General features: G+C 37.9%; 11 protein-coding genes and 1 other annotated feature. Of the genes, 9 read left to right on the top strand and 2 right to left on the bottom strand.

Annotation, left to right across the window (positions count from 1 at the left end; translation table 11 throughout):
- Positions 1-120 precede the first annotated feature (120 nt).
- The 5 genes from QNH29_RS17360 (at position 121) to QNH29_RS17340 (ending at position 5,644) form a co-directional block, all read left to right on the top strand.
- Complete coding sequence (locus QNH29_RS17360) at positions 121-1,629, top strand: malate:quinone oxidoreductase (protein WP_349654859.1); 1,509 nt, start codon at positions 121-123, stop codon at positions 1,627-1,629.
- A 179-nt stretch (positions 1,630-1,808) separates the two neighbouring features.
- Positions 1,809-2,786, top strand: a complete 978-nt coding sequence (locus QNH29_RS17355; protein ID WP_283860630.1) for an NAD(P)-dependent alcohol dehydrogenase — start codon at positions 1,809-1,811, stop codon at positions 2,784-2,786.
- Between the two features lie 249 nt (positions 2,787-3,035).
- Complete coding sequence (locus tag QNH29_RS17350; RefSeq protein WP_283860629.1) at positions 3,036-3,791, top strand: class I SAM-dependent methyltransferase; 756 nt, start codon at positions 3,036-3,038, stop codon at positions 3,789-3,791.
- Between the two features lie 66 nt (positions 3,792-3,857).
- Entirely contained in the window at positions 3,858-5,123 is a 1,266-nt protein-coding gene (locus QNH29_RS17345; RefSeq protein ID WP_283860628.1) for an MFS transporter, read from the top strand.
- A gap of 80 nt (positions 5,124-5,203) precedes the next feature.
- Positions 5,204-5,644 carry a hypothetical protein gene (locus tag QNH29_RS17340; RefSeq protein ID WP_283860627.1) on the top strand — a complete coding sequence of 147 codons (441 nt, stop codon included), beginning with the start codon at positions 5,204-5,206 and terminating at the stop codon, positions 5,642-5,644.
- Positions 5,645-5,745: 101 nt separating this feature from the next.
- Here QNH29_RS17340 and QNH29_RS17335 read toward each other — a convergent pair whose 3' ends face one another.
- Positions 5,746-6,099, bottom strand: a complete 354-nt coding sequence (locus QNH29_RS17335; protein ID WP_283860626.1) for a DUF1516 family protein — start codon at positions 6,097-6,099, stop codon at positions 5,746-5,748.
- A 212-nt stretch (positions 6,100-6,311) separates the two neighbouring features.
- Positions 6,312-6,531 (top strand) — a binding site (T-box leader).
- A gap of 54 nt (positions 6,532-6,585) precedes the next feature.
- Between QNH29_RS17335 and QNH29_RS17330 the strand changes: the two genes are divergently transcribed.
- From QNH29_RS17330 to QNH29_RS17320, 3 genes are all read left to right on the top strand, one after another.
- Entirely contained in the window at positions 6,586-8,292 is a 1,707-nt protein-coding gene (locus tag QNH29_RS17330; RefSeq protein WP_283860625.1) for a 2-isopropylmalate synthase, read from the top strand.
- A 186-nt stretch (positions 8,293-8,478) separates the two neighbouring features.
- Entirely contained in the window at positions 8,479-10,293 is a 1,815-nt protein-coding gene (locus QNH29_RS17325; RefSeq protein WP_283860624.1) for a LysM peptidoglycan-binding domain-containing protein, read from the top strand.
- Between the two features lie 96 nt (positions 10,294-10,389).
- Complete coding sequence (locus tag QNH29_RS17320) at positions 10,390-11,163, top strand: NADPH-dependent oxidoreductase (protein ID WP_283860623.1); 774 nt, start codon at positions 10,390-10,392, stop codon at positions 11,161-11,163.
- A gap of 101 nt (positions 11,164-11,264) precedes the next feature.
- Here QNH29_RS17320 and QNH29_RS17315 read toward each other — a convergent pair whose 3' ends face one another.
- A complete protein-coding gene (locus tag QNH29_RS17315) occupies positions 11,265-11,966 on the bottom strand; it encodes an AIM24 family protein (RefSeq protein WP_283860622.1) in 702 nt (233 codons plus the stop codon).
- Positions 11,967-12,193: 227 nt separating this feature from the next.
- On the opposite strand from QNH29_RS17315, the gene QNH29_RS17310 reads away from it, so the two are divergent.
- A complete protein-coding gene (locus QNH29_RS17310) occupies positions 12,194-12,946 on the top strand; it encodes a hypothetical protein (protein ID WP_283860621.1) in 753 nt (250 codons plus the stop codon).
- Positions 12,947-12,983 lie beyond the last annotated feature (37 nt).

Genomic DNA, 12,983 nt, shown 5'->3' with positions numbered 1-12,983 from the left:
TTAATCTATAATTCAATCTTAATACATTACAATATGGTAAACATTAATACAGAAAAGGTGTGAGTTGTTCGGCTTGATTTAGCGTTACCGTGCACCTTTCTGCAAATTTCTAAAAGAAGGTTGGTAAAAATGAGCAACGGAGAAACTAAAACAGACGTCATATTAATTGGCGCCGGAATCATGAGTGCCACTTTGGGGACAATCTTAAAAGAATTAGTACCGGAATGGGAAATAAAAGTTTTTGAGAAACTCGAAAACGCAGGAGAGGAAAGCTCTAACGAATGGAACAATGCGGGAACGGGGCATGCCGCACTATGCGAGCTTAACTACACGACCGAAAAACCAGATGGATCTGTAGATATTAGTAAAGCGATAAGTATTAATGAACAGTTTCAGGTTTCCATGCAGTTTTGGTCATACCTTGTAAACAGCGGTCTTATACAGAATCCGCAGGAATTTATTAGACAATTGCCACATATGAGTTTAGTTCAAGGGGAACAAAATGTAACTTTTTTAAAGAAACGTTTTGAAGCGCTCACAAAAAATCCGCTTTTCCAGGGAATGGAATTTTCTGATGATCCAGAAAAACTGATGGACTGGATCCCACTTATTATGGAAGGCCGTGTATGGAATGAACCAATTGCGGCAACAAAAATCGATTCTGGAACAGACGTTAACTTTGGTGCGTTAACGCGCATGTTGTTTAATCATTTAGAAAATAAAAATGTGGATATTAAATACAATCATGGTGTTACTGATCTTAAACGCACCAACGATGGCTTGTGGGAATTGAAGGTTCAAAATCAGTTTAGCGGTAATGTAAAACGCTATACCGCAAAATTCGTCTTTATCGGAGGCGGAGGTGGAAGCTTGCATTTACTCCAAAAATCCGGCATTCCTGAAGGGAAAAATATCGGCGGTTTCCCAGTAAGCGGTATCTTTATGGTATGTAATAATCCTGAAGTTGTAGAGCAGCATCATGCAAAAGTATATGGAAAAGCGAAGGTTGGCGCTCCGCCAATGTCTGTTCCACATCTTGATACAAGATTTATTGATAATAAGAAATCATTATTATTTGGGCCATTTGCAGGTTTCTCACCTAAATTCTTAAAAACAGGTTCTATGCTCGATTTAGTAACATCGGTAAAGCCTAATAATGTATTAACGATGCTAGCTGCAGGCGCAAAAGAAATGCCATTGACAAAATACTTGATTCAGCAAGTAATGTTATCAAAAGAACAACGTATGGAAGAGTTACGTGAATTTATCCCGAGCGCCAAAAGTGAGGATTGGGATTTAGTTGTAGCCGGACAGCGAGTACAAGTTATTAAAGATACGGATGCAGGCAAAGGAACGCTTCAATTCGGTACGGAAGTCATCACTGCTTCTGATGGTTCAATCGCAGCTTTACTAGGTGCTTCACCAGGTGCATCTACAGCTGTTCACGTTATGCTTGAGGTAATTAAAAAATGCTTCCCACAACATATTAATGAGTGGGAATCGAAAATAAAGGAAATGATCCCTTCTTATGGTGTGTCACTAATGAATAATCCAGATTTGCTGCGCGACATTCATTCATCGACTGAGCAGTCGCTCGGTTTAAAGGAAAAAGAGCTAGTTTATAGTTAATACATTAAATGTTGAAAAACAATAAGCAACCATTAAAGAACAGAAAATTTGCAAGTTCTTATTCACTTGCAAATTTTCTGTTTTTTTATGTTTAATAGCATTCCAAATACTGTAAAACTGTTGTTCTAATTCATTGTAACTATAGATATTTATTACTATAGCGAATAGGAGGAGGATAAATGAAAGCAATCGTGTACACAAAGTACGGTCCGCCTGATGTTCTTCAATTAAAAGAGGTAGACAAACCAATACCTAAAGATCATGAATTACTAGTAAAAGTAAAAGCGACAACTGTCACAGTAGCGGATATCCGATCAAGAGGTTTTTTGGTGCCACCCGCTTTTTGGCTGCCTGCACGAATATCACTTGGATTCAAACAACCAAAAAAAGAGGTATTAGGGATGGAGTTAGCTGGAGAGGTCGAGTCAGTTGGGAAAGATGTTAAAAGATTTAAGAAAGGTGACCAAGTTTTTGCAGCTTCTCTAGAGAGTTTTGGTGCTTATGCGGAATATAAGTGTCTCCCGGAAGATGGTCCTGTGACCATAAAACCTTCTAATATCACTTATGAGGAAGCGGCCGCCATTCCTATAGGAGCTCGAACAGCATTATTCTTTCTTAGAAAAGCTAATATAAAGGAAGGTCAAAAGGTCCTTGTTTATGGTGCTTCAGGTAGTGTAGGAAGTTATGCAGTACAACTCGCCAAGTATTTTGGTGCAGAAGTTACTGGGGTCTGTAGTTCGTCAAATTTAGAGTTGGTAAAATCGCTAGGAGCTGATAAGGTAATAGATTACACCAAGGAGGACTTTTCCAGTAAAGGCGAGACGTATGATGTCATCTTTGAAGCTGTCAACAAAAGTCAATTTACAGATTGTATGAAAATGTTAAAAAAGGACGGTGTCTATATAAATATTACTGAACCGCTGCCAAATGCTAGAATGTTATGGACCCAATTGACAACCAGCAAGAAATTAATATTAAGTCGAAATTCACCTGAAACAGCAGATGCACTAAACTACCTTAAAGAGCTTGTGGGATCAGGGAAGTTAAAGGTTGTCATAGACCGGTATTATACATTTGATGAAATCGTTGAGGCTCATCGATATGTTGAGAAAGGGCACAAGAAGGGGAATGTAGTCATAACGTTGTATAGAACATAACCTAAAAAGGGTGCTTTACTTCAATAGAAGTAGAGCTTTTTCCACATAAGATATAGTAAGAGATGTTTTTTTCATTTTATGGTAATGTAAGATTACATTTGAGTGGAGTTCAGTTTATACTATTCTCCAGTGTCATCGCCACCAGTATCTCCATGATCGTATTGTATTTTTGAACTTACATAGGTATTCCCGTTATTAAAGTACTTTCCTTAAACATAAACTTGACCACAACAGTGGGAGGAATTTCGTATGAATCCAACAGATAAATTCAGTGGGAAGGCAGAGGTGTATTCAAAAGCTCGTCCTAGTTACCCAAATGAGTATATCGATTATTTACTTTCAGTGAAATTTTTGAATAAGGCTAGTAGGGTTGCAGATATTGGTTCAGGGACAGGTATTCTAACCCGGCAGCTCTTGGAGAGAGGAATCAGTGTTATAGCGGTGGAACCAAATGATGATATGAGAACAATAGCTGAAAAACACTTACAACAATTTGAACATTTTACATCTATTAATGGTTCAGCGGAAGAAACTACTTTACCGGACAAAAGCGTGGACCTGGTTATCGCGGCTCAGGCATTACATTGGTTTGATCAAGAGAAGTTCAAGTTAGAATGTAACCGAATTATGAAGCAGGATGCAAAGGTTGCCCTGGTTTGGAATAGTAGGGATTTTAGCAGCCCTCTCATTAAGGAAAATGCCGAGATCTTCAAAAAATATTGTCCTAACTTTTATGGGTTTAGCGGTGGGATGGGAGAGGGTGAGGAAGTATTTCATCAAATTTTCGAGAATGGAGAATTTGAATTTAAAAGGTTTCCCAATGATTTAGTCATGGATTTTGAAGGATTCTTGGGCAGGAACCTCTCCGCGTCTTATTCACTTAAAGAGTCAGACGATCAATATCAACATTTTGTTGAAGCCATCACAATTCTATTTGAAAAATACAGCCACGATGGAAAAATCGTTATGCCGAATTTTACCCGGAGTTATCTAGGTAAGGTGTAAGGGATCCATATTAAATAAATTAGCAGAGTAATTCATTTATTATACAAAAAGAAGAGGATATTAGAAATGAAAAAACAGGAAAGCAGTTATAGATGGGTCGTATTTAGTACCGTCTTATTGGCTTACTTTATCATAATAAGCCAAAGAACTGCTCCAGGGCTTATTACGGATCAATTGATGAAGGATTTTCATGTTTCAGCTGCTGTTATAGGTCTTGTGAGCAGTTTTCAATTTTTTGCATATGCAGGGTTTCAAATTCCGGTAGGTTTATTATCGGACAGGTATGGTCCCAATCGGTTTCTTATTTTGGGTACCATTCTTACTGGAATTGGCTGTATTATTTACAACTTTTCGCCAAATGAATATGTTTTGATTTTCTCACGGTTTTTGGTTGGTATTGGAGATTCGATGATTTTTGTCAACCTGGTAATCATTTTAAGCCAGTGGTTTAAATCTAATGAATTTGTAAAATTATTGGGTGTGATTTCGCTTTTTTCGAGCCTCGGTTCATTAATGGCGACTGTTCCCTTTTCAGTTTGGATTTCAATCGCTGGATGGAGAACACCTTTCCTAACAATAGGAATTATTTTAATATTATTATCTTATCTCCTCTATACTGTGCTTGTTTTGAAACCTAAAAAAATCTTTATAGATGAACTTGATATGAAAAAGAATAGCAATAATAATCGAGAAAGTGTTTGGAAGATTCTACGCCGAATCGTTTCAACACGTCAAGCCTGGGCAACGTTTCTATGTCACTTTGGGCTGGTTGGGGCATATGTCGGGTTTATTGGTTCATGGGGAGTACCGTATGGAATTCATGTACTGGATTTATCCCGTTCGGAAGCTAGCCAGCTAATGATGTATGGTCTTTTTGGAGCCATTCTTGGCGGACCTTTAATTAGCTGGATTACTAGCAGACTAGGATCTATGAAAAATGTTTATACCATTGTTCACATCATTACCTTCCTTAGTTGGGGAGGACTGTTTTTATTAGGTGTGAACCCTCCATTTATTCTGGTAGTAGTTTTGTTTTTCCTAGTGGGTTTTGGAAATGGTGCAAGTGCATTGACATTTGCAGTGGTGCGGAAATCCTTTCCTATAGAAGAAGTTGGGGTTGTAACAGGATTCTCCAATATGGGTGGATTTATAAGCGCCGTTTTGTTACCGATTGTTTTCGGAAAGGTACTAGATCTATTTCCTCAAAATTCTATCAACATTGGATATCATTATGGGTTTATCATTCCTGTTCTGTTTTCGTTGATGGGGATGATAGGAGCTATTCTGATCAAAGAGGAAAAAAGTGCAGGTATAAAAGTTTTACAAGCTTAACATGCAATTTTAATTTGTTTATAAGTGAACAATCTGAAAAATTTATACTGCAAAAGAGTAAAAGGTGGCTTTCATTTACCATGCTAAAAAAAATTAAATTTGATAAATGGCTGATTGAGGTCAATGTGGATCAGACCAGTGATTATTATAAACGGGATTTGGAAGTTTGTGATTGCCTGGATTGTACTAATTTTATAAAAGCCTGTATGTTTATGACACCGCCAGTTTCAGAATTTTTTTATTCACTCGGGATTGATCCGCAAAAGCCAGCCCATCTATCAAGATTTCCCGGTGAGGGCAGTATGCACCAATACATAGGAAATTATCATTTTATAGGCAGAGTCCTTGAAGGAGAGCTTTGCACCAATTTAAACTGGATCGATAAAAATACAATTAGTATCGAGAACTTTATCCTTGGACTTTCTAAGGAATTGGTTTTTGTCCCGGAAGATTTTCCAAAACCAATCGTACAGCTAGATTTCGAAGTAGTAATTCCATGGGTTATTATTGAAGACGATTAGGTGAATACTCATAAAGGAGATATTTATATAAGGATTGTGTTTTCTTCGATAAAATAAAAAGGAGTGTTTCAACGGTGCCAGGCACCAAGAAACACTCCTTTTTATTTTATTAAATCAAATCCCATTGGGAGTGTAAATCCAAGAGCAAAGAGAATAACAAGGACGATAGAGAATGCAATCCATATTAGATCTGTTTTCTTTCCTTTTTGTTTCCTGACAATCACCATTTCAAACAGACCAATCATAATAATACCGAGCATGGCTTTCAAATAATAAGATAATGGAATGGAATAGGCAGCAAAGAATAGGATACCTCCCGTTACAATTATAAGAATGTATGTAACTCGTAAAACCATATGCCAAATTTTAATATTTTTTCCTTTGTTCTGAAGAACAGCAATGATGATTAGAAAAATCAGTGACAAAACAAGTGATGTTAAGTGGGCATGTGTCATATTAATATTACTCCTTTTATAAAATTAATGATCTTTTGTATAAACCTAGTCTAATAGGGAAATATAAAAGGAATCTAAATTAAATATTAATTTTTTCTTAAATAGTTTCCGGTAAAACGATAGGTGTATTAATAAGTTTAAAAAGTTTTACAATAAGTCTTGGAAATTATCAGAATTTATTATAGAATAAGGAAAATAAAAAATTTAAAGATCAAAACACAATGATAGGGAGTATTAAGGATCATTTATTGTCAAGAGAGCTGTCGGCTGGTGAAAGACAGTCAATAAATTCCCCAACTCGCCCAGGAGTGGTAAGGCTGATATGTAGGTCTTAACGGTTGACCGCCGTCATCAAGTCTTAAAGTGGGTTCGTTTGTTTCTTAACGAACCAAAAAGAGTGGTACCACGAAGGCAAAGCCTATCGTCTCTTATGAGATGATAGGCTTTTTTATGTTATGAAATTAGTCGAAAAGGTGGTCATTTTAAATGAAAAATATTGAAAAGTATTCCAGAGGATATTTTATGCCCCCAGTCAAAAGTTTGAAATGGACAGAAAGGGAGTACATAACGGAGGCTCCTACTTGGTGCAGTGTGGATTTGCGGGATGGAAATCAAGCGTTAGTGGTACCAATGAGCTTAGATGAGAAACTAGAATATTTCCAGTTGCTGTTGGAGGTGGGTTTCAAGGAAATTGAAGTTGGCTTTCCCGCTGCCTCTGAAACAGAATTTCAGTTTTTACGTACATTGATAGAACAAGATTTGATTCCAGAGGATGTTACGGTCCAAGTGTTGACACAGTCTAGAGAAGCTATTATTAAAAAGACGTTTGAAGCGCTAGAAGGTGTAAACAAAGCGGTGGTACACCTATATAATTCTACTTCAGTAGCACAGCGTGAGCAGGTTTTTAAAAAATCAAATGAAGAAATAATCGATATAGCGGTATCTGGTGCTAAATTGCTTAAAAAATATGCATCTGAGACGGAAGGTAACTTCCAGTTCCAGTATTCTCCAGAAAGCTTTACGGGTACAGAAATGGAGTTCGCACTGGAGATCTGTAATGCAGTACTTGATATTTGGCAGCCGACTGCTGAGAACAAGGTGATTATTAATCTTCCAGCTACTGTTTCCATGTCAATGCCTCACGTTTACGCAAGCCAAATTGAATTTATGGGAGATCACTTAAATTACCGTGACAATGTCATCCTTTCTCTTCACCCGCACAATGACAGAGGAACCGGAGTTGCTGATGCAGAACTTGGAATGCTTGCCGGAGCGCAGAGGGTTGAAGGAACACTATTTGGAAATGGTGAAAGAACAGGTAATGTAGACATCGTTACCCTTGCATTGAACATGTATTCACATGGGGTGGATCCACAGCTTAATTTTGAAAATATCCGTGAAATTATTAAAAAGTGTGAAAAATTGACAAAAATGAAGGTTCATGAGAGACATCCATATGGCGGCGACCTCGTCTTTACTGCATTCTCAGGTTCCCATCAGGATGCCATTTCCAAAGGAATGAAATGGCGTGAAGAAGAAGAGCGTCAGTACTGGACCGTACCTTATCTATTGATTGATCCAAAGGATATTGGCAGAGAATATGAAGGAGATATCATCCGAATTAATAGCCAATCTGGTAAAGGGGGTATCGGCTATATCCTTGAGCAGCATTATGGTCTTGATATGCCTGCAAAAATGCGTGAAAACTTCGGATATAAGGTGAAAGATGAATCTGACCGGATGCATAAGGAAATTAAGCCAGATGAAGTCTACGAAATTTTCAAACATGAATATGTGAATATTAGTGCTCCTCTCACGTTTGTCAATTACCGCCCTGTCCAAGGCAATCATTACGAAACGAGTGTATCAATTAGTATTGATAACGAAGTGCATGAATTTAAGGGTGACGGGAATGGAAGACTTGATGCGATCAGCAATATTCTTCAAACTCAACTCGATATCGAATTTAAAGATTTAGCTTATAAGGAGCATGCGCTAGAAAGTGGGTCAAGGTCTAACGCTGTTTCTTATGTTGGTATTACTTCTACGGATGGTGCTGAATATTGGGGATGCGGAATTGATGCTGATATTATGACGTCCTCTGTAAAAGCTTTGTTTAGCGCCGTTAACAACATGGTAACCACTATTGATGCACCAATAGGTAAAGGCTTTTCTCTCAATAAAAGAAGATAATTCTTAGGTTATACAGAGAACCAACAGCTAGAAATATCATGCTGTTGGTTTTTTTATTTCAGTAAGATGAAACTTTCATCCTGCGGGTGAATAGCATGTAGGCAAAAGGATTGCCCATGTTGTTCAGTCAGCAGAACTGGAAATGATGTGAGTTCAACAAAAGTAAAAGAGATTGGAGGTAAGTTCATGCAGATCTTTTACACAGTCCGCCCAGGAGATACACTTTACCAGATTGCAAAACGCTGGGAGCTGCCAGTAGAATCGCTGATTGCAGCTAATAATCTGTCTTCGCCAAACTTGATTCATGTAGGGCAGCAGCTTTCCATTCCTCCTGGTATAGATGTTATTCGTGTGAAAACAGGAGATACGGTTTATCAAATTTCTCAAACTTTTGGTGTTCCTGCTTCTGTTATTATCCAGAGTAATCAGCTTCAGCACCCTTATTTAATCCAGGTGGGTCAGCTGTTAAAAGTACCACCTGGAGTTCCTCACTATGTGGTCCAGCCAGGAGATACCTTATTCCAAATAGCTAGCCGTTTTAATGTCATGACAGGGGGCAATAACAATTTCGAGTTAATCATGAAAGTTAATAATCTGTCATCTACCGTTATTACACCAGGTATGAACCTCATCATTCCATACGCTCCTCCTGGTGACAGAGGTTTACTTGCTTATACATCTAATCGAAGTGGCAGCTATGATATTTGGATCTATAATCCAAGTAATGGTGTGAACCAACAGATTACGAATGGATTAGGAGAATCTTATTCAACTCCATTTTGGTCACCTGACAGCACCAAAATCGCCTTTGTTGGGAAAAATGGAATCCTCAACATTCTTAATTTAGTTGATAGCAGTATCGCGCAAATTGATCAGTTTGAAGATGGATTAGGTGTTTTTCTCGATTGGTCTCCGAAAAGCCAAGAAATTGTTTATACAAAACCAAATGGGTTGGTCATTTATAATGTGATTACTCATCGAGCCAGAATCCTAAATGCTCCGGGAGCGACAGACGCACAATGGTTTCCGAACGGAACAGAATTACTTTTTCAAGCAGAAGATCCCAAGGGAGTAAGTCAGCTTTATCGCATCAAAACTAATGGAACTGGCAAGGTGCAAATTACTCGAAATACCGGTGGACGGCTTAATAATGTTCGACTATCACCAGACGGAGCTTATGCTGTTTATACAACTCCAGGTGCTAGTATTTCGATCATTTACAGTGTAAACATTGCAACAGGAAATGTATTAGAAGTAAAAGGAGGTCCATTAGCGAAAAATTACTTCCCAACCTGGTCACCGGATTCTTCTAGTTTCGCATTTAGTGCAACAGCATTCGAAGACATTGGATATTTCTCGCTGATAAAAACAGCTGGAAGACAAGGAATGAACGAAGTAACAAGAGCTATTTCAGATTGTTTTGCCACCCCTGTGACCTGGACACCAGATGGCAGAAAAATTGCTTATCTTTCTGGTTGTAAGCAGCAAGGCAGTTCAAGTGAAATATGGCTGATAGATTTAACTCATCCCGTTCCTATAAGACTTGTAGATGGTGGGGCGATTACTGCACTGCAATGGTCACCATTACCAATTACTTCACTCAAAAAAACATACTCCAATTCACGCTATAAAGTCCGATTCCAATATCCATCTCATTGGCAGCGAGTAAACGATGAAAGATACGAAGGAGAAGACGGTTTCTTTCAAATTGGAGCAATAGCCTCTGATCAGCCGATCAATGTCGTTTGTAAGAATGAAGCCTTCCACCAGCTTAACCCGTACGGTACACAGCCACGAATCGAACACACTCGTTTTGGAAATCAACCAGCCTGCTTGATTTTCCCGTCCCAAGACCAACCAGTTGAAATGAGAAATCAAGCAGCATTGATAGTGCTGTATCCTTCTTCTGTTGTAATAGAAGGAACCGAGTACCAATATTTTATCCTATGGGCCGATCAGAACCACATCATTGAAATAAGCCATTCACTTACATTTCAGTGAGATGAATTTGAGTAAAAAATTGAGTTGCTCTTCCTATAGAGCAACTTTTTTGATACGGTAGAATGTATATTAAATTTATTGTAAGGATGATTACATATGAAAAAAAAGGAACAACAAATGAACCAAGTAATAGAAACCATGTTGTCCCATCGTTCAATTAGGAAATACTCCCAACAACCAGTTTCAAATGAAGATTTGGATATTATTATTCGCTCTGCCCAAGCAGCCCCTTCATGGGTAAACGGTCAACACGTAACGATCATTTCCATTAAAGATCCAGATAGAAGAAAGAAAATGTCAGAGCTTGCAGGAAACCAAAAACATATTATTGAAGCACCCATATTTCTTGTGTTTTGTGCCGATTTCCACCGTATTAAGGTGGCGTGTGAAATGGAAGGAATTGAATTTAAGGCTGCTGAAAATCCTGATTTATTATTAGTTGGTACTATTGACGTCGGTATTGCTCTAGGAAATGCTATAACAGCTGCCGAATCACTAGGGTTAGGGACAGTGCCAATCGGCGGAATACGGAGAAGTCCACTTGAATACATTGAACTGCTGAATTTGCCGGAGTATGTGATCCCAGTTACCGGGTTATGTATTGGGTACCCTAGTGAAATTCCAGATTTGGTCCCTCGATTACCAAAGGCAGCCGTTTTTCATGAAGAAACATACAAGAAAAATATTCATGAAGAAATTAAAACGTTTAATCAAATCCATATTGAAGCAACAAAAGGGAGACAAAGTGGAGGGTCTACCTGGACACAAAGAATGGCAAATTTTTATAAGGATCCATTCTATGTTAATGACGGTTATAAAAACGTAGGAAAAATGCTGAAACAACAAGGTTTTGCTAAAAGTAAAAAATAGGTAATGGTTGTACCTATGGAGTGTATTGAATTTCTTGTTTTTTTTCATAAAGTTATGTGGAAAAGTCCTCCTTACGTTAAGACAGGAGGACTATCAAATATTTATGTAATATTTTGCTTAGACTTCATGTAGACCTCTTCATAAGGCTGGATCACTACAAAGCCATCACCTTCGAATTTCATTTGAATCGACTCACCGCTACCTCTTCCTAGGAATGTTTTTAAGGTAATATCAGTTTGAAAGGTTGGCATCAGATTTCCAGACCAGGCGACTGTTGCATTTGGATCCGTAATGACGGGGTTCCCTGGTGTTACCCTTAACGTAATAGGTTCATAATGTGCCGTAAAAGCAATCATTCCGGTTCCTTCACAGCGAACATTAAACAACCCGCCAGCAAGCATGCCGGCAATTTTCTTCATTAATTTAATCTCCCATTTAATACTAGGTTCAAATGCTAATAGATCATTTCCATTAATATGAATAGAGTCATTTCTTAAATTTAGGATAATAATTTTCTTTCCGCTATCCGCTAGATATAATTTACCTTTCCCATTGGCTTTCATAAGAGAAGCTCCTTCTCCTGTAAATGCCTTTTTTAATGCAGTTCCAAGACCATGCTCGAATATTCCTTCGCGGACAAATTTCATTTCCCCATGATAGGCAACCATAGAGCCCGCCTTGGCCCAAACCTGTCCGTCTAAGTTAACCTCCAGCATCCTGGGCGTCTCCAATTCAAAAAAACCTTCGTCTTTATCCTTTTGCTCTGTTTGTTGGATAAATTCTTCAATTGAATATCTGCTCAATATTCCCACATCCTTCCATTCTTTTATTATGAATCCCACCACGCTGCGTTTCAATGATTTTATAAAAAAGAAAACCCACTATATTAGTCCAATCTAACCATGTAGTGGGCTGGTTTTACATTTTATTATTAGATTTCATTGTCTTTTCTGAACATTAATAATTGACACTGATAATCATTATCAATTATTATAAGGTTAACTGCAAATGTTTTTATTGGAGGGTCGGGATGAATCAAATACAATCGATTACAGAGGAAAATTTAAAAGACTTCATATCTTGTCCTTATAAATTTTATTTTGAGTTTTATGAAAAGAAAAAACGTAAGATCAACTGGAGACAAGTAGTACAACACGTTGTGAATAAGGTTGTGTATTCCTTTTTTCAGCTCCCGGCTGAACAGCGTCATTCAGGCAAAGTGCTAATGTTAGTGGATCACTATTGGAGTAATGTGTCTCCGCAATTATTTGAATCTAGGATTCACTATTATTTGGTAGTTGCCCAAATAACAGATTATCTTATTCAACATATTGATGTGGAATCAAAGGAATCCCCACCTTTGTTTTTATTTGAAAAACTAACTACATATATTGACGAACTGGATGTGGACTTATCCTTAACATTTGATGTAGCGGAGTGGTCTGATTCCTCCTTTGTAATAAAGAAGTACTTAGTCGACGCCACGCCAGAAATGTTAATGCTCTATTATCATTTGTCGATTGTTTTTTCTGAAAAAGTATTGAACAGGACACCGAAGAGAATAGAAGTGGTAACACTGCTAGACGGAAAGAAGCATGTCTTCACACCGACAGCTGAGGACTTGCAGGAAGGTCTTAATTATCTACAAGTGATGAAATATTCCATTGAGGACCCAGCCAACTACTTGAAGACGAGCAACGTAAATGAATGCCATCTATGTCCGTTTGTTAAGGACTGTGATCACGAACCTCAAGAATTTAACTCAAAAACGTTTTTGTCATAAAAGGGAAGAGCTTTATCTTCACTTATGATTGTGGGAT

The sequence above is a fragment of the Neobacillus sp. DY30 genome (genome assembly GCF_030123065.1).
In the GTDB taxonomy this organism is placed as follows: Bacteria; Bacillota; Bacilli; order Bacillales; family Cytobacillaceae; genus Neobacillus.
This window is presented reverse-complemented; position numbering and strand designations above follow the sequence as displayed.

What these genes read in the sequence shown, in the direction of transcription:
- QNH29_RS17350 (WP_283860629.1), top strand. Translation starts at nt 3,036, where the DNA reads ATGAATCCAACAGATAAATTCAGTGGGAAGGCAGAGGTGTATTCAAAA.
- QNH29_RS17340 (WP_283860627.1), top strand. Translation starts at nt 5,204, where the DNA reads ATGCTAAAAAAAATTAAATTTGATAAATGGCTGATTGAGGTCAATGTG.
- QNH29_RS17355 (WP_283860630.1), top strand. Translation starts at nt 1,809, where the DNA reads ATGAAAGCAATCGTGTACACAAAGTACGGTCCGCCTGATGTTCTTCAA.
- QNH29_RS17345 (WP_283860628.1), top strand. Translation starts at nt 3,858, where the DNA reads ATGAAAAAACAGGAAAGCAGTTATAGATGGGTCGTATTTAGTACCGTC.
- QNH29_RS17325 (WP_283860624.1), top strand. Translation starts at nt 8,479, where the DNA reads ATGCAGATCTTTTACACAGTCCGCCCAGGAGATACACTTTACCAGATT.
- QNH29_RS17320 (WP_283860623.1), top strand. Translation starts at nt 10,390, where the DNA reads ATGAAAAAAAAGGAACAACAAATGAACCAAGTAATAGAAACCATGTTG.
- QNH29_RS17335 (WP_283860626.1), bottom strand. Translation starts at nt 6,099, where the DNA reads ATGACACATGCCCACTTAACATCACTTGTTTTGTCACTGATTTTTCTA.
- QNH29_RS17330 (WP_283860625.1), top strand. Translation starts at nt 6,586, where the DNA reads ATGAAAAATATTGAAAAGTATTCCAGAGGATATTTTATGCCCCCAGTC.
- QNH29_RS17310 (WP_283860621.1), top strand. Translation starts at nt 12,194, where the DNA reads ATGAATCAAATACAATCGATTACAGAGGAAAATTTAAAAGACTTCATA.